Annotated in this window: 17 protein-coding genes and 1 pseudogene; 10 read left to right on the top strand and 8 right to left on the bottom strand. The window is 64.6% G+C overall.

Annotated elements, in window-relative coordinates; all coding sequences use genetic code 11:
• Positions 1-89 precede the first annotated feature (89 nt).
• On the top strand, positions 90-818 hold the full coding sequence (msrA, locus tag P9230_RS23715) for a peptide-methionine (S)-S-oxide reductase MsrA (RefSeq protein WP_278120895.1): 729 nt from the start codon (positions 90-92) through the stop codon (positions 816-818).
• A 194-nt stretch (positions 819-1,012) separates the two neighbouring features.
• Here msrA and P9230_RS23720 read toward each other — a convergent pair whose 3' ends face one another.
• Together P9230_RS23720 and P9230_RS23725 are read right to left on the bottom strand one after the other, a co-directional pair.
• On the bottom strand, positions 1,013-2,017 hold the full coding sequence (locus P9230_RS23720; protein WP_067323390.1) for a cytochrome d ubiquinol oxidase subunit II: 1,005 nt from the start codon (positions 2,015-2,017) through the stop codon (positions 1,013-1,015).
• A gap of 187 nt (positions 2,018-2,204) precedes the next feature.
• Positions 2,205-3,566, bottom strand: a complete 1,362-nt coding sequence (locus P9230_RS23725; RefSeq protein ID WP_067323393.1) for a cytochrome ubiquinol oxidase subunit I — start codon at positions 3,564-3,566, stop codon at positions 2,205-2,207.
• A 262-nt stretch (positions 3,567-3,828) separates the two neighbouring features.
• Between P9230_RS23725 and P9230_RS23730 the strand changes: the two genes are divergently transcribed.
• Both P9230_RS23730 and P9230_RS23735 read left to right on the top strand, forming a co-directional pair.
• Positions 3,829-4,755 (top strand): ABC transporter ATP-binding protein, encoded by a 927-nt coding sequence (locus tag P9230_RS23730; RefSeq protein WP_127240348.1) that lies wholly within the window; start codon positions 3,829-3,831, stop codon positions 4,753-4,755.
• A gap of 14 nt (positions 4,756-4,769) precedes the next feature.
• Positions 4,770-5,531 carry an ABC transporter permease gene (locus tag P9230_RS23735; protein ID WP_067003307.1) on the top strand — a complete coding sequence of 254 codons (762 nt, stop codon included), beginning with the start codon at positions 4,770-4,772 and terminating at the stop codon, positions 5,529-5,531.
• A 15-nt stretch (positions 5,532-5,546) separates the two neighbouring features.
• On the opposite strand, the gene P9230_RS23740 is transcribed toward P9230_RS23735, so the two are convergent.
• Positions 5,547-6,584 (bottom strand): phosphatidylglycerol lysyltransferase domain-containing protein, encoded by a 1,038-nt coding sequence (locus tag P9230_RS23740; RefSeq protein WP_095825061.1) that lies wholly within the window; start codon positions 6,582-6,584, stop codon positions 5,547-5,549.
• Positions 6,585-6,819: 235 nt separating this feature from the next.
• On the opposite strand from P9230_RS23740, the gene P9230_RS23745 reads away from it, so the two are divergent.
• Both P9230_RS23745 and P9230_RS23750 read left to right on the top strand, forming a co-directional pair.
• Positions 6,820-7,326, top strand: a complete 507-nt coding sequence (locus P9230_RS23745; RefSeq protein ID WP_095825062.1) for a MarR family transcriptional regulator — start codon at positions 6,820-6,822, stop codon at positions 7,324-7,326.
• Complete coding sequence (locus P9230_RS23750; RefSeq protein WP_095825063.1) at positions 7,323-8,003, top strand: GNAT family N-acetyltransferase; 681 nt, start codon at positions 7,323-7,325, stop codon at positions 8,001-8,003. Before P9230_RS23745 ends, P9230_RS23750 begins: the two co-directional genes overlap by 4 nt.
• A 61-nt stretch (positions 8,004-8,064) precedes the next feature.
• Here P9230_RS23750 and P9230_RS23755 read toward each other — a convergent pair whose 3' ends face one another.
• Positions 8,065-10,059 (bottom strand): PhoX family phosphatase, encoded by a 1,995-nt coding sequence (locus P9230_RS23755; RefSeq protein WP_095825064.1) that lies wholly within the window; start codon positions 10,057-10,059, stop codon positions 8,065-8,067.
• Positions 10,060-10,408: 349 nt separating this feature from the next.
• Between P9230_RS23755 and P9230_RS23760 the strand changes: the two genes are divergently transcribed.
• The 4 genes and pseudogenes from P9230_RS23760 to P9230_RS23775 form a co-directional block, all read left to right on the top strand.
• A complete protein-coding gene (locus tag P9230_RS23760) occupies positions 10,409-10,747 on the top strand; it encodes a hypothetical protein (protein ID WP_067003308.1) in 339 nt (112 codons plus the stop codon).
• A gap of 16 nt (positions 10,748-10,763) precedes the next feature.
• Entirely contained in the window at positions 10,764-11,465 is a 702-nt protein-coding gene (locus tag P9230_RS23765) for a phosphatase PAP2 family protein (protein ID WP_067323413.1), read from the top strand.
• 94 nt (positions 11,466-11,559) lie between these two features.
• Entirely contained in the window at positions 11,560-11,829 is a 270-nt protein-coding gene (locus P9230_RS23770; protein ID WP_067003144.1) for a helix-turn-helix transcriptional regulator, read from the top strand.
• A gap of 16 nt (positions 11,830-11,845) precedes the next feature.
• Positions 11,846-12,416: pseudogene (locus P9230_RS23775) on the top strand (STAS domain-containing protein); the annotation flags it as partial.
• 14 nt (positions 12,417-12,430) lie between these two features.
• On the opposite strand, the gene P9230_RS23780 reads toward P9230_RS23775, so the two are convergent.
• Entirely contained in the window at positions 12,431-13,360 is a 930-nt protein-coding gene (locus P9230_RS23780; RefSeq protein ID WP_127213834.1) for a DMT family transporter, read from the bottom strand.
• On the bottom strand, positions 13,345-14,328 hold the full coding sequence (locus tag P9230_RS23785) for an ATP/GTP-binding protein (RefSeq protein WP_278120896.1): 984 nt from the start codon (positions 14,326-14,328) through the stop codon (positions 13,345-13,347). Before P9230_RS23785 ends, P9230_RS23780 begins: the two co-directional genes overlap by 16 nt.
• A gap of 112 nt (positions 14,329-14,440) precedes the next feature.
• Here P9230_RS23785 and P9230_RS23790 point away from each other — a divergent pair, with 112 nt between their 5' ends.
• Entirely contained in the window at positions 14,441-15,235 is a 795-nt protein-coding gene (locus P9230_RS23790) for a helix-turn-helix transcriptional regulator (RefSeq protein ID WP_278120897.1), read from the top strand.
• A 3-nt stretch (positions 15,236-15,238) separates the two neighbouring features.
• On the opposite strand, the gene P9230_RS23795 is transcribed toward P9230_RS23790, so the two are convergent.
• Positions 15,239-16,177 carry a CHAD domain-containing protein gene (locus tag P9230_RS23795; RefSeq protein WP_127324877.1) on the bottom strand — a complete coding sequence of 313 codons (939 nt, stop codon included), beginning with the start codon at positions 16,175-16,177 and terminating at the stop codon, positions 15,239-15,241.
• Complete coding sequence (locus P9230_RS23800) at positions 16,174-16,647, bottom strand: CYTH domain-containing protein (RefSeq protein ID WP_278055119.1); 474 nt, start codon at positions 16,645-16,647, stop codon at positions 16,174-16,176. The genes P9230_RS23795 and P9230_RS23800 overlap by 4 nt, the downstream gene beginning before the upstream one ends.
• Positions 16,648-16,654: the final 7 nt, after the last annotated feature.

Consider the following 16,654-nt stretch of genomic DNA (forward strand, 5'->3'; position numbering starts at 1 on the left):
CCATCGGCCATAAGCCGCCGCACGGCAAAGTGAGAAACCAGCGGCGGCTTGCTTCGTATATAGTGGAACAACGAACAAGGAGATCCGACATGAACGGCATCGACAAAAAGGCGGCGCGACGCTCGCTGGCCCCGCTTGCAGCGCTGGTGCTGACAGCGGCCGCGGCCGCCTTCTGGCAGACGCCGGCGCGTTCGGCCGAGGACGCGGTGGTGATCCCGCCGCCGGCCATGGATGAAAAGGCCGCCAGCGGCACGGAGAAAGCCATCTTCGCCGGCGGCTGCTTCTGGGGCGTGCAGGGCGTGTTCCAGCACGTCAAGGGCGTCAGCAAGGCCGTCTCCGGCTACGCCGGCGGCAGCGCCGAGCACGCCGTCTACGAGGTCGTCGGCACCGGCCGCACCGGACACGCGGAATCGGTCGAGATCACCTACGATCCGTCGAAGGTCACCTATGGCCAATTGCTGCAGGTCTATTTCTCGGTCGCGCACAACCCGACGCAGCTCAACTACCAGGGGCCGGACCAGGGCACGCAGTACCGCTCGACGATCTTCGCCGAGAACGACGAGCAGAAGAAGATCGCCGAGAGCTACATCGCCCAGCTCGACAAGGCCAAGGTGTTTTCGAAGCCGATCGTGACGACGCTTGAGACGGGCAAGGCCTTCTATCCGGCCGAGGATTACCATCAGGATTTCCTGACGCTGAACCCGACCTACCCCTATATCGTCTACAACGACCTGCCGAAGATCGAGAATTTGAAAGCGCTGTTTCCCGCGCTCTACAGCGAGAAGCCGGTGCTGGTGCTGGCAAGTAGCAAAAGCTGAGGATGACCATCTTAGGCCTTCTCCCCGTCACCATACGGGGAGAAGGTGCCGGCAGGCGGATGAGGGGCGGCGCCGGCATTTGCAGGAACGGGCCGCCGCTCTGCTTGACAGGTTTGCGCTGCCCCTCATTGCCCTGCCGGGCATTTCTCCCCGTATGGTGACGGGGAGAAAGACGCCGTCACCAACGCCTCTCCTCAATCGTAGGTCAGATCCGTCGCCTTGCCGCCGAACACGCGATAGGCGTAGAACGAATAGAAAATGATGATGGGCAGCACGACGACGGTGCCGACCAGGATGAAGGCCAGGCTCTCCGGCGCCGAGGCGGCCTGCCAGATCGTCAGCTTGTCGGGCACGACATAGGGATAGAACGACCAGGCAAGCCCGGCGAAGCCGAGCGCGAAGATGGCGGCCAGGGTCAGGAAGGGCCGCAGCGCATGCCGGTCGTCGGGCTTGGGCAGATGAAACGTCTGCCGCCACAGCCACAGGAACAAGAGCGCCGATACGATCGGCAGCGGCGACAGATAGAGGATCTCCGGCCAGAGGAACCATCTGTCGAAGATGCGCGGGCTGGCGAAGGGCGTCGCCAAAGAGACCGCGACCATGCCGAGCGCCGTCAGCACCAGCGTGACGCGCAGCCAGCGCACCGCCTTTCCTTGCAGGTCGCCCTCGGTCTTGTAGATCAGCCAGGCCGAGCCCATGGCGGCGTAGGCCGCCGACAGGCAGAGCGCGACCAGCGCGCCGAAGGCCATGCCGCCAATGCCGACATCGAGGCCGAGTACATAGACGCCGAGCATATAGCCCTGCGCCAGCGAGGCCATGGTGGAGCCGAGAAAGAAGATGCGGTTCCAGCGGTGCTTCTTGCCGGCCGGCACCTTGGCGCGGAAATCGAAGGCAACGCCGCGCAGGATCAAGCCGACCAGCAGCAGGAACACCGGGATATAGAGCGCGGTGAGGATGGTGCCGTGCGCCATCGGGAAGGCGACCAGCAAGAGCCCGACCGCCAGCACCAGCCAGGTCTCGTTGGCGTCCCAGAACGGGCCGATCGCGGCGATCATCGTGTCCTGCTCGGCATCTTCGGCGCCTGCGAACAGGATGCCGATGCCGAGATCGAAACCGTCGAGAATGACGTAGATCAGGATGGCGAGGCCCATCAGGCCGGCGAAGATCAGCGGAAGCGCGGTGGGCCAGTCGAAGGTCATCTTTCTTTCCTCCAACCGAGATTGGTCCGACAGACGGCGATACTGTTCGAAGCAACCGTTTCCGATCGATTGCGAAGGTTGGCGCCGCCCCTCATCGCCCTGCCGGCCGCAACGCGAGGGACAGCGCCGACCTCAGAAGAAAGCCCCGCATCGAACCGACCGCGCCGCTTGTCTTGCTCCGTCATGTTCACTCTCCGGCGGCCGGCTGCGACATCGCGGCGTTCATGACGCCGGGCAACGGCGAGGTGTCGCCTTCCTTGGCCGCCTTCAGCGCGAGATGCACCAGCACGCCGAGATAGGCGATCAAGAGCAGCACATAGAGGATGAGATAGACGGCCAGGGTCAGCGCGACATGGCTGCCGGCGACCGGGCCGACGGCATCGGCTGTCTTCAATATCCCGGTGACCAGCCAGGGCTGGCGGCCGATCTCGGTCGTGTACCAGCCGGCCAGCGTCGCCAGCCAGCCGGAGAGCGCCATCGGCACCATGATCAGGGCCAGCGGCTTAGGCAGGTTGCGGCGACGCTTGAGGAAGAAGGCCGCCGACCAGGAGACGATGAGCATCAGGATGCCGGTGCCGACCATGACGCGGAAACCCCAGAACACCGGGAAGACCGGCGGGTGGTTGCCCGGATAGTCGTTGAGGCCGGGTACGACGCCGCTTGTGCTGTGGCGCAGGATCAGGCTGGCGCCGTCGGGAATGGCGAGCTCAAACCTGTTTTCCTTGGCCGCCTCGTCGGGCAGCGCGAACAGCACCAGCGGCACGTGGGCGCCGGTGTTCCAGTTCGCTTCCATGGCGGCGATTTTCTGCGGCTGGTGCTCGAGCGTGTTCAAGCCGTGCTGGTCGCCGGCAAAGATCTGGATGGGAATCAGGATGGCGGCGGCGAAGACGCCGGTGCGCAGCGCCTTCCACATCGATTCCGAGCGGTCGCCATAAAGGTAGCGCAGCGCCGAGCAGCCGGCGATCAGGAAGGAGACCGTGAGCCCGGAGGCGAGCAGCATGTGGACCAGGCGGTAGGGCATGGACGGATTGAAGATGACCGCCCACCAGTCGAGGGCATGCGCCTTGCCGTCGATCATCTCGAAGCCGGCCGGTGTCTGCATCCAGGAGTTCAGCGCGATGATCCAGAAGGCGGAAACCGTGGTGCCGCCCGCCACCAGCACGGTCGCCAGGGTGTGAATGCGGTTGGAGACGCGGCGGAAGCCGAACAGCATGATGCCGAGGAAGGCCGCCTCGAGAAAGAAGGCGGTCAGCACCTCATAGGCAAGCAGCGGCCCGGCGATGTTGCCGACCGTTTCCATATAGCCCGGCCAGTTGGTGCCGAACTGGAAGCTCATGGTGACGCCCGACACCACGCCCATGGCGAAGGACAGCGCGAACACCTTCACCCAGGTGAAATACGCGCGCATCCAGGCCGAGTCGCCGGTCGCGTTGTAGCGGAGCTTGAAGAAGAGAAGCACCCAGCCAAGTGCAATGGTGATCGCCGGAAACAGAATATGGAACGAGATATTCGCGCCGAACTGGATGCGCGACAGGATGAGCGGGTCCATGCTGGGCTCCGGCTGCAATTCAGGCTTGAAAGATAGGCTTCGAAAACGCATCGGTCAAAGCGGCGCGGCGTCACGCGAGGCGCGTTGTCGCAGCGCCGGGCGGTTATGGACACACGCATCGCGTGACAGCTTGCCGGCGCCGTGGGAGGCCGCGAGCGGCGGCGACTGTCGAGAACTGTCAGGAGCGCGGTCGATTGCCGATTTGCATAAAACGACATCCGACCTATATCAGGTCACGTTTTCCAGCCGGCCATATTTCAGCATGTCACCCATCATCTCCATCTCCGGCGTCACGAAAACCTATGCCACCGGTTTCAAGGCGCTTAAGGAAATCAACCTCGACATCGAGCGCGGCGAGATCTTCGCCCTGCTCGGGCCGAACGGCGCCGGCAAGACGACGCTGATCTCGATCGTCTGCGGCATCGTCAACCGCTCGTCGGGCAGCGTCACCGTCGACGGTCACGACATCGGCAGGGACTACCGCGCGGCGCGCAGCCTGATCGGGCTGGTGCCGCAGGAGCTCACCATCGACGCCTTCGAGACGGTCTGGGCGACGGTGAACTACAGCCGCGGCCTGTTCGGCAAGGCGCCCGACAAGGCTTTCGTCGAGAAGGTGCTGCGCGATCTCTCGCTTTGGGACAAGAAGGACGCCAAGGCCATCACGCTTTCGGGTGGCATGAAGCGCCGGCTGATGATTGCCAAGGCGCTGTCGCACGAACCGCGCGTGCTGTTCCTCGACGAGCCGACGGCGGGCGTCGACGTCGAGCTGCGCCAGGACATGTGGGCGATGGTCAGGCGGCTGCGCGAGGACGGCGTCACCATCATTCTGACCACGCATTACATCGAGGAGGCCGAAGCGATGGCCGACCGGGTCGGCGTCATCAACCGCGGCGAGATCATCCTGGTCGAAGGCAAGGCCGAGTTGATGCGCAAGCTCGGCCGCAAGCAGATGACGCTGGAGCTGCGCGCGCCGCTCGACGCGTTGCCCGAGGGCCTGTCGCGCTATGCGCTGGAGCTGTCGGCGGACGGCAACGAACTCACCTACACCTATGACAGCCAGAGCGACCGGCCGGGCGTCGCCTCGCTGATCCGCGATCTCGAGGCCGCAGGCATTCAGTTTCACGACCTCGACACCAAGAACAGCACGCTCGAAGAGATCTTCGTCAATCTGCTGAGGCAAGAGCCATGAACCGCCACGCGGCCATGAACCTTCGTGCAGTGTGGGCGATCTACCGGATGGAGATGGCGCGTGCGTTCCGCACGGTGCTGCAGAGCATTGTCTCGCCGGTGATCTCGACATCGCTCTATTTCGTCGTCTTCGGCTCGGCGATCGGCTCGCGCATCACCGAGATCGACGGCATCAGCTACGGCGCTTTTATCGTGCCGGGGCTGATGATGCTTTCGCTTTTGACGCAGTCGATCTCGAACGCGTCGTTCGCGATCTATTTCCCGAAATTCGTCGGCTCGATCTACGAGCTCTTGTCGGCGCCGGTCTCCTATCTCGAGATCATCATCGCCTATGTCGGGGGCGCGGCGACCAAATCGATCATGCTCGGGCTGATCATCTTGGCGACCGCGGCGCTGTTCGTGCCGCTCAGGATCGAGCACCCGTTCTGGATGATCGCCTTCCTGGTGCTGACGGCGGTGACCTTCAGCCTGTTCGGCTTCATCATCGGCATCTGGGCCAAGACCTTCGAGCAGCTGCAGCTGGTGCCGCTGCTGATCGTCACGCCGCTCACCTTCCTTGGCGGCAGCTTCTACTCGATCCATATGCTGCCCGGCATCTGGAAGACGATCACGCTGTTCAACCCGGTCGTCTACCTGATCAGCGGGTTCCGCTGGAGTTTCTACGGCAAAGCGGACGTCTCGGTCGGCGTCAGCCTCGGCATGACGCTGGTGTTCCTGGCCGCCTGCATCGCAATCGTGGCGTGGATTTTCAGGACCGGGTATCGGCTGAGGAATTGACGAACAGGGCTTGCTTCAAATCGCCTTGATCAGCCGCAGCAGTCCAAGCATCTCCATCAGCGTTCCCTTGCGGAAGGCAATGTAGGTCGGCTCCTCCAGCCCGTGGAAGCGGCGCTTGAAGGCGGCCTGGCCCTGCAGGTTGAAGCGCGAGCGGTTGACCCACGGCGACTCGTAGGCGCGCCGGAAGGTGCTGCGCCAGAAGCTCGATTCGGCAAAGCCGCTCGGCTCGACGTCGAGCAGCGGCGACAGGCCAAGCGTGACCACCGAAACGCCCTCCTCGCGAAAGCGATCGACGGCGAATTTGGTCAGGCCGATCTCGGCATGCGGCGTGGCGTCGACCTGCTTGCGCTTGAAGGCGGTGGTATAGCCGATGACCTCGCCATTGCTGAACAGCGGATCGAAATCGAGGATGGCGACGAGCTCACCCTGCGGGCCGTGAAGGACGAAGCGGCGCATGTCGGCGCCGAGATGGTCGGCGAAAGGGCGGTTGAGGAAGCCCATCTCCCAGCGTTTGACGATGCGCTCGCCGCGCCAATTCTCGGACAGCCGGGAAACCTCGTCGAGCAGCATGTTGGCCCTGTCCTCGGCGAAGGTGAAGCCCTTCTTCGCCAGCCAGCGCTCCGAATAGCGCACGGTCTCGTTGCGCTTGCCGGAGAAATCATGCGCCGGCAGCTGCAGCCTTGTGTCGACGCCCAGCCGATTGATCTGATAGCCGAACCCGGCCAGCACCTTTGCCGTGGCGGCGCTTATCTGAACGAACCAGGGGCCGCCGGCGGCCTCGACGAAGCGCTTGATGTAGCCCGGCCGGTCCGGCGGATCGACGACCGGATCGCCCAGCGCGAAATGGTGCTTCATCTTGGTGCCGAATGCGATGTAGCCATCGCCTTCGCTGAAGTAGGACAGCTTCTGCTGCACGGCGGTGGAATAGGCGAGCGAGAAGTCGCCATGGCGCCGCACCAGCTCCAGGCGCTCGAGATGCGTCAGCTCGCGCCGCGGCACCTTGGGCGCCGCGCCGTCAAGAAACCTGTCGATATGGATGCGCAGGGATGGCATCAAGCGTCCGCATGCCGATGAAGAAAGACCCGGAGCCCACGGGCCTCGAATCAGTCGCCTTGGCGCGACGGATCGGTCATGTCGCGCCAGCGCCATATAGGATGCTATCGGCGGCGAATGAAGAGGGAATGTCTACCGGCCAAAGCCGGCGCTCCGGCTGCATCGTGAAACCATATTGCCAATTTCCATGCAAGGTTATATATCATGTTATCCTTTTCGTTCCGGCAGTTCGACGATGGAAGATGTTCTGAGGTCCCTCGGCTTTCTCTGCCTCGGCAGCAGGCTGAAGCGCATTGGCGAGCAGTTGCAGGCCGACACGCAGCGCGTGCTCGATCGCCTGGATGTGCGGATCCAGTCGAGTCAGTATCCGCTGCTCGCCGCGCTCGACAGGCTGGGGCCGCTGCCGGTCGGCGAACTGGCGCAGTCGCTCGGCATCGCGCAGCCGGGCGTGACGCGGGCCGTGTCGCTGCTCACCGAGCTCGGCCTGGTCGAGGTCGCACAATCGGATGACGACCAGCGGCGCCGGATCGTTTCCCTCTCCGCGGACGGCCAGCGGCTGGTCGATGCCGCGAAGCACGACGTCTGGCCGCGCATCGAGGGCGCGGTCGCGGAATTGTGCGCGGACCTCTCCGGGCCGCTGCTTGGCCAGCTCGCCGCCATCGAGGATCGATTGGCCGCGACCCCGCTCGACCGCCGGGCGGACAAGGCCAAGGCAGTCGCGCCCAAGGCCGTCGCACAATGAAACATGTTCTCGACCGTCCGATCTGGAGCGCGTTGGCGACGCGCCACCAGGCCTTTGCGGAAGGCGATACCCTCGCCAAGCGGTACCGGCCTTCGATCGTTCCCTTCGCCGCCACAGCCGCGGACGATGCGGAAAGCCTGCAATCTCTGGGCAAGCTGCTCCCGCCGCTTGAAAGCGCCATCCTGGTTCAGACGGACCCGATCGCTCTGCCTTCGGAACTTGCCGCGGTTTCGACCGCGTCCCTGGTGCAGATGGTTGCCGAGCAGCGGCTTGAGGCGGTCTCCGACGAGCGCGTACAGCGACTGACGCCGGACGATGCGGCCGAGATGCTCGCTCTGGCATCGCTCACCAAGCCCGGCCCGTTCACGCTCGAAGCCTTGAGCCTCGGCGAGTTCTGGGGCGTGAAGATCGACGGCAGGCTCGCGGCGATGGCCGGCGAGCGCATGAAGCAGCCCGGCTACTCCGAGCTCAGCGGCGTGTGCACGCATCCGGATTTCCGCGGCGGCGGCCTTGCCAGGCTGCTGTCGCTGTTCGTGGCGAACCGGATCATGGCGCGGGGCGAGGTTCCATACCTGCACGCCTATGACAGCAATGCTCCGGCCATCGGCCTCTACGAGGCTATCGGCTTCCGGTTGAGAACCACCCTGAACATGGCCGTGGTCCGAGGCGTGGAGTAATCGCAAGGTGAGGAGGGTCGCGGATCACCGCAACCCTTCCCCTGCTTAAGCGAGTCGCCAATCAGACCGCGATCTTGCCGCCGCCCTGCTTGGTGATGGCAACGACCGCCGGACGCACCGGCATGTCCGGCTTGAAGTCCGGCCACCGGGTCGATGGATCCTCGTAATAGGAGGGGCGGCCAAAAGCTTCCCAGTCCTCGCCGCCATCGCCCGGATGCTGGACGGCGACGAAGGCGGTCTGGTCGTCCGGCGCGAATAGCGGGCCGCACATCTCGGCGCCGATCGGCACGCGGAAGAACAGCTTTGAGGTCGCCCGCGCCGCGCCCTCGGTGTCGACCGCCCACAGGCCGTCGGTACGGCCGGTGGCCTTCGGGCCCTGGCCGTCGGTCGCGACCCACAGGCGGCCGGCCGAGTCGACGGCACAATTGTCCGGCATGCCGAACCAGCCATTGGCGGTGGTGGCAGTCGAGAAGGTGGCGCCGACATCGGCCACCGAAGGATCGCCGCACTTCAGCAGCACTTCCCACTTGCCCTTGGTGGCGGCGAAGTCGCCGCCGTCCTCGACGATCTCGATGATGTGGCCGAAGGCGTTCGCCGCGCGCGGATTGGCGGCGTCGACCTGGTCGGCCTTGCGCTTAAAATTGTTGGTCAGCATGACATAGACCTTGCCGTTGCCGGCATTGGGCTGAATGTCTTCCGGCCGATCCATCTTGGTGGCGCCGAGCAGGTCGGCGGCGCGACGCGTCTCGATCAGAACGTCGGCCTGGCTGGCGAAACCGTTTTCCGCCGTCAGCGGACCTTCGCCGAACACGATCGGCATCCATTCGACCGAGCCGTCCTCGGCGAATTTGGCAACATGCAGCGTGCCCTCGTCGAGCAGGTTCATGTTGGCGGCGCGGTCGTTCGGATTGAACGTACCTTTGGTGACGAATTTGTAGACATAGTCGAAGCGTTCGTCGTCGCCGAGATAGAAGGCGACGCGGCCATCCTTGGTGACGATCGATTCGGCGCCCTCATGCTTGAAGCGACCCATGGCGGTTCGCTTCCTCGGCACCGAATTCGGGTCGTTGACGTCGACCTCGACGACCCAGCCGAAGCGGTTGGGCTCGTTCGGTTCCTTCGCGAGGTTGAAGCGATCGTAATGCGCGCCCCATTCATAGGCGCCCTCCGGAATGCCGAGGCGCTTGTAGTTGGCGGCCTCCTTGTGGCCTTCCGGCAACTCGCCCGAGAAATAGCCGTGGATGTTCTCCTCGGCCATCACATAGGTGCCCCAGGGCGTGACGCCGCCGGCACAGTTGTTGAGGGTGCCGAAGACCTTGGTGCCAGACGGGTCGGCATTGGTCTTGACGCGATCATGGCCGGCTACCGGACCGGACAGCGCCATTTCGGTGGTGGACATGATGCGGCGGTTGAGCTTGCCGTCACGCACCACCTGCCATTTGCCGCCCTCCTTGCGGATCTCGACGATGCTGCCGCCGTGCGCCGCCATTTCGACATCGACCTGCTCCTTGCTGAGCGGCGCCACCTCGGCGGCCTTCTTGCCGTCCTTGTCGACGATCTTGACGATGCCGGGGAACATCAGATGCGGGTTGGTGTATTCGTGGTTGACGACCAGCAGGCCATGCTCGTCCGAGCCCTCGATCGGGATATAACCGATATAGTCGTTGTTGTAGCCGAACTGTCTTGCCTGGGCTCCGGCCGTTTGTTTTGCCGGGTCGAATTCCGGCGAATCGGTAAAGAGCGGGTCGCCCCAGCGCAAGAGCACGTCGGCATCGTAGCCCGGCGCGACGTGGTGCTTGTCGTCGATGCCGGCCTCGAGCTCGTCGAATTTGAAGGCCGAGACCTCGGCGGCGCGCGCCTCGTCTGCCGCGACGAGCGCCAGCGGGCTCACGGTGGCGGCGATGGCCGAGACAGCCAGCGAACCCCTGAGGAAGTCGCGGCGCGAGAAGCGCGCGGCGATGATCTCGCCCATCGTGCGGTTGTCGGTAGGATTGACGGGCGGGCCGTCATTCTCCTCAAGCTGGCTGGTACGGAAGCGAATCTCAGGTTGGGTCATGGGCTGTCCTCTGGCTCTTGAGGTGGCTGGAACGTGTAACCGGTCGATCCCTATAGGCGCCCGATCACATTTTCGTGACATCAGCCCCATTGAGCAATGCCAATTTGCCGGCTGATGACTGTTCGCCCACGCATTGGCGCCACACGAGGCCCACAACACACGGCGAGCAGGCTCCCGAGCGCGCTCGGCGCAAGGACGCCAACCATGGCTGCGGGGCTTGCCTTGCGAGATTCCGCCTTCGATCCCGTCGCAGCGTAGCTTGCCCGACGCCATCAGCTTGACGGCTTCGCGCGCTTCGGAAACAAAAGCGGCGAGCGGCGCGGCGAAGGCCGCTTCGGGAGGGATGAACGTGAGTCTCTGGGGACTGGCGCAGCTTGGCGTTTCGACTGTGATTTTCCTCCTGGCCGCGATGGCGGCCAAACAATGGGGATTGGCGCCGAGTCTCGGCAAGATCGTGCTGACGCTGGCGCTCTATTCCGCCGGCAATCTGATCATGCTCAGGCTGATCCGCGAATTCGGCATGTCGGTGTCGTTCAGCCTGTCGGCAGTGATCCAGCTGGTCTCAGTCAATGTCGTCGCGCTGGTCTTCTTTGGAGAGCGCCTCAACACTTTCCAAGCGACAGGCGTCGTGCTGGCGATCGCGGCCGTCGCGCTGATCACGCTCGGACCCTATATGCAGCGGCTGTAATTGGAGCAGGCCCGGCATGAAATCGACCGCCAAGGCGCTGCTCAACAGAATAGAATTCCCGGTGCTTGCGGCCGGGCTGGCCATCGCCTGCGGGCTATGGGGCCTGGTGGAACTCATGGGCGTGGCGCGCGCCACGACTCCGCATGCGTTGGACACGGAAATCCTGCTCGCCTTCCGCCATGCCGGGCAGCCGGACAGCCCGATCGGTCCGCTTTGGCTGCAAGGCGCGGTGCGCGATATCACCGCGCTCGGCAGCACCAGCGTGCTGGTGCTGATCACGACTGCGGTGATCGTCTATTTTCTGCTGATGCGCCGACCGGCGACCGCACTGTTCGTGTTCGTTTCGGTGGCGGGCGGTCAGGCGGCGTCCAGCCTGCTCAAGTTCGAGGTCGACCGGCCCCGCCCCGATCTCGTCTCGCATCTCGTCAACGAGACCTCGCTCTCCTTTCCGAGCGGCCATGCGATGCTGTCGGCGGTGACCTATCTCACGCTGGGCTCGCTCGCCGCGCGTTTCCTACCGAACCGCAGGACGAAGATCTTCGTGCTCGGCCTCGCCGTGCTCACCACGGTGCTGGTCGGAACCAGCCGCGTCTATCTCGGCGTGCATTGGCCGTCCGACGTGCTTGCCGGCTGGTGCGCCGGCTTTGCCTGGGCCATGTTGTGCTGGCTTGCAGCGCGCCTGCTGCAGCGGCGCAAAGTGGTGGCGGACAGCGAATGAGTACTCATGTTTCAACTGTTTGTTAATGATGCTTGAAACATCATGATCTTTGGATTATCCATTGATACTGCAGACTCAGACGGGGTTCTGGCCGATGATCACTGCCGCGCAGATGCGCGCCGCGAGGGCGTTGGCCGGTATCGACCAGAAAACGCTCGCCGAGCGCGCCGGGGTTTCGCTTCCGACCATCCAACGCATGGAAGCGAGTGAAGGTGTCGTCAGAGGCGTGGTCGATACGCTGATGAAGGTCATCCAGGCACTCGACGAGGCCGGGGTGGAGCTGATCGGCGAGAACCAGGCCAGCGAGCGCGGCGGCAGGGGCGTGCGTCTCAAGCCTGCCACGCCGCAGAACTCCCAAGGCTGAGCCGCACAAGAAGTCGCGACGGGCTTTCCTCACGCTCCTCAGAGCCTCGCGTGGCGACGCGCTGGTGCTGATGGCGACGTTCCTGATCGTCATCTTGCGCGATCTGACGGAAGGCATCGTCGTCGGGCTTCGCGCTCGGGTCGATCCTGTTCATCGATCGCATGGCCAAGTCCATCGCCGTCGAGGCCGATCTGCCGCTGGTGCCGGAGGACGTCGCCGATCGCGCCGCCACTTATGATTCAAGCCAGGCGGCAGACGCCGATACCGTCATCTATCGAATCTCCGGGGCCTTCTTCTTCGGTGCCGCCTCGACCGTCGGCGCCGTGCTCGACCGAATCGCAGACCAGCGCAAGAATTTCATCCTCGATTGCTCGGCGGTGCCGTTCCTCGACTCGACGGCGGCAAACGTCATCGGGGGTGCCGCGCACAAGGCCGGACGCGCCGGCGTGCGCTTCATCATCGCGGGCGCCGCGCCGCAGACACGGCGCATGCTGATCAACCAGGGCCTCAAGCGGCCGCTGGTCACCTATGCCGCCTCGATTCGCGACGCGCGGGCGCAGCTGAAAGCACAATCGCAGTCCGCGTAGAGCGACATGTTCTGTCAAACTGCCGCTTCGATCGGCTCGGCAAGTTTCGGGTTGGCGCGCGCCGCGATCAGGCAGCCGGCGACGATCAGGCAAGCCCCGGTCAGCGTGGTCCAGGCCACCTCCTCGCCGAAGAAGAACCAGCCGAGCGCGATCGCCCAGATGAAGGCCGAGTATTCCGTCGGGATGAGATATTGCGCTTCGGCGCGGGCGTAGGCCCAACTCATCAGGAATTGGCCGGCAAGCGACAGCATCGCCACCCCGACCAGGTGAAGCCACAGGTCACTCGGCAGCGCGACGGCGAGCCACGGCGCGGCGAGACCAAGGATGACCGCGATGCAGAGGTTCTGGAACAGCATGATCTCGACCGGCTTGGCCAACAGCGCCTGCCGCCGCGCGAGGATCAGATTGTAGCCATAGAACACCGTTGATACGAGCACCGCGGCCGTGCCCAGGAGCGCATCCTGCGAGTGGCCGGCCTGCCCGAACTGGCCGGCCAGAATGATCGCGACGCCGGCGATGCCGGCCAGCGACGCCCACACCGCCTGGCGCCGGATTCTCTCGCCCAGCAACAAGGCTGCGAGAAAAAGCGCAAACAGGGGCGCGACAAAGCTGAGCCCGATCGCCTCGGCGAGCGGCAATCTGGCGAGACCCCAAAAGAACGAAACCAGGACGATGCCGACGACCGCGGCGCGCAGCGCATGCAGCCCCAGCACCGGAAGAGCCGGCTTCGAGCGCGGCCCCGCCGACCAGGCGGCGCCCGCGATCAAGGTCGAGACCAGGCTGCGCCACAGCACGGTGTTGTACACACCGACCGCGATGACCAGGGACTTCATCGCCGCGTCCATCCCGGACAAAAGGAAGATCGCCAGTGCGCATACGAGCACCGGGATCATTGGCGACACGGCGGCGCCGGTCAGGCTGGATCTCTTCACGGCTTGGCCCATGTGACGGTTGCTGCCGGATATCCCGGAGCGAGCGGCTGAACCAGATGGCAGCCCCGTCGATATGGCGGTCCAGCCCCGATCGACCTCGTTCCCGCCGCAATCGTCCTCAGTCGAGCTTCAGCGCCGCGACCGCGCCTTCGTTCATCAGCGGAACATAGATGGTCGAGTTGCCGTCGGTGCCGATATCGGCGCTGCCCGGCTTGAAAGTGGCGATCGCTTCCGGCGCGCCGCCGCCCTTTGTAGCGATAGAGCGTGCCGGTCATGTAGGCGGTGGCATAGATCGTGTCGCCGATGGCGATGACGCCGTCGAGGTCGGCAAAGTTTTGCGCGCCCGGCAGCGGCGTCACCTTCTTGCTGGCGAGGTCGACGGCCAGCAGGCCGCCCGGCGCCGCCGTGCTGAAATCGGGCTTGATGCCCCTGCCCCAGGACGCGACGATCAGCCGGTCGCCATCGGCGAAGACGCCATTGGGCGAGGCGAGCAGCGCATCCTTGATGAACAGCTCCGGTTTGTCGCCGTCGATACGGTAGATCGTGTCGGCGAGCATATCCGTAAAATAGACCTTGCCCGAGGCATCGGCGGTCATGTCGTTCAGGAAGACGGCGCCGGGCACATCGATGGTAGAGACCAGCTTGCCGCTGGCGAGGTCGACGACGCGCACCTTGGTGATGTCGGCGGCGTAGAGCTTGCCGCCGGCAATCGCCATGCCCTTGGGCGCGTCCATGCCGTCCACCCAATGGCGGCTGATGACCTTGCCGTCCAGCGACAGCAGCGACAAATAGCCGTTGCCATCAGCTTCGCCCGGATTGCCGACGATGTTGGAGACGACGATGCGCTTGTTGGCGGCATCGACCAGCGCCGATTCCGGCTGCTCGAAGCCGCCGGCGCGCCAGATCTCGCCGGCCTCGGCGGTGGCAGCCGTTGCGATGCCGGCGATGGCGAGAAAGGTCGAAGCGATGAGGTTTTTCATGATGCTCTCCTGTGTTGACGGCCAAGAGCTAGGTTTTTCGATACTTTTCCGGAAGCCAGTTCGAGCGTAGTATCGAGGAGCGATACGAATTCGCGCAAACGAGGTGCATTCCATGAACGGGCCGATCTTCGAGGCGCTGAAACGGACATTGAAGGCCAAGGGCCTGACCTACCGGGCGCTGGCCGAGCGCATGGGCGTTTCCGAGCCGACAGTGAAGCGCATCTTCCATGAGCGCAACTGCAAGCTCGATCGGCTGATACAAATCTGCGCCGCTGCGGACGTGGAACTGGAGAATGTGCTGGGCTCGATGAACCGGGGACCGGGACCGGCCAACCAGGTCGCGCCGGAGATCGAGCGCAAGCTCGCCGCGCGGCCGGCGCTGCTCTTCGTCTTCATCATGCTGTCCGAAAAATTCACGCCCGAAGGCATCATGCGCTCACAGGGTCTCAGCGAAGCATCTATGTTCCTCTACCTGCGCGACCTGGAAGAGCTTGGGCTGGTGGCGCTCGGGCGCGGCCTGTCGGCAAGATTGCTGGTCGAGACACCGATCCAGTGGGATTTCGAGGGTCCGCTGCGGCCGCATTTCGAGACGACCAACAAGAATTTTGTCGGCTGGGCGATAACCCATCTGGAACGCGAAGCGACCTTCGTCAGCTTCTCGCGGCGCATGCGGCCGGAAACGGCGGAGATGGTGCGGCGCGAGGCGGAGGAGCTGGCGGAGCGCGCCAGGCTGCTTGCCCATCACGACCAGCACACCACGCCGGAAGAGCGGCTCATCGGCTACAAATGGACCTTCGCCTTCGGCGCGACGCCGTTTCCGGCGATCATGCCGATCGGACCGCATCCGCGCGATGCCGGCGCTCGGACGGATGCCGGGGCGAAAGCAAGGCGGCCGCTGCCGGCATAGGCGTCAGGCCGCGACCGGGCCGGCTTCCTCATGCGGCGGCGCGAGGTCGTCGCGAGCCTTGCGCGCGAGCTTTCTGGCCGACCGCTTGGGGCTGTCGCCGAACAATTCGGCGGCATCGGCAAGACAGGTCTTGCTGAGGCTTTTTTCCGCACGCTTCAGCAGCTTGCGCAGAAGCCTGGTGTCTTCGGGCGGACCGAGCGGCTCGCCAGCGGCGACGAGCAGCGCGCGCATGACGAAGACGTCATGCAGCTCGCCCAGCCGTTCGCCAAGCTTGTCAACCGCCTTGCGGCGCGCCTTGATCGGCGCCGGCCACAGGCGGCCGAGCAGCGACAGATGCATCGAATGCGTCTTGCACGCCTTGCGCAGGTCGTGAAAGTCATCGGCCTCGCCGCGCGAGCTCGCCTTATCCAGCGCCTTTTTCGCCCGCCGCAAGGCGGCGCGGGCGCCTTCGGCCAGTATGTCGGCCGCCTGCTCGGGCTGATCGGGGAGCGACAGCCTGTCGATGCGCTCCAGCCCTTCCCGGCAGGCAGCGACCGCGGCGTTTATGGCAGCGTCGAGACCGGGGCCGGCATGGAGCTCGTGCTGGCGCAGCACCAGCCGCTCGCGGATGGGATCGAGCTCGCCGGCCGCGGTTTCATCCGGAAAAGCGGAGCCCAGACGGTCGATGGTCTCGATGAGAGCGGTCGCCTCGCGCGGGCCGGCAAGCAGCGCCGACACCTGCTTGTAGCATTCGTTCTCGGTCTGGCAGAACGGTTCGTCTCCGGAACGAACCAGGCGCAACAAGGCGCGCACGCCCTTAAGCCGCTTACGGCACTTGTGCAGTCCCTGCTCCGGCTTGTCGCGCGCCGTCTCGAGTTGGCCAAGCGCCTTGCCGATCTCGTCAGCCAATATGCGCCTGACCTCGCCGGTCAGCGGCAAGCGCGGATCGATGCGAAAGCTCATGCGGCTATCTCCGGAATCCCGCCGAGGGCCAGCGACGCGTTGTAAAACCTCGACTCACCGGTGACCTCGCGACCGAGCCAGTCGGGCAGCATTTCGTCAGGCACGTCCTCCGGCGTCTCCAACTCCGCGACCACCAGCCCCGAGAGCACTCCGCCGAACACATCGACTTCATAGAGATAGCCGCGGTGCCTAACATGGTGACGTGTCTTCTCGATGACACGCCCGATCGCGAAGGCCATCAATTCCTCGGCCTCGGCGAGCGGGATCGGATATTCGAATTCGTCGCGCTCGCGCGCCTTGCTGCCGAACTTCAGCGTCAGCGCGGCGGAGCCTCCGTCGCTGATGCGTACGCGAACCGTGCGTCCAGGCTGCGCGGCGACGTAGAACTGACGAATGCGGATATGCGCCTCGACCAGGCTGCGCCAGGCGGGATCAGCGACCAGGAACTTGCGCTCGACTTCCTTGCCCATGGCCGCG

It is taken from the genome of Mesorhizobium sp. WSM4887 (assembly GCF_029625865.1).
Lineage (GTDB): Bacteria > Pseudomonadota > Alphaproteobacteria > Rhizobiales > Rhizobiaceae > Mesorhizobium.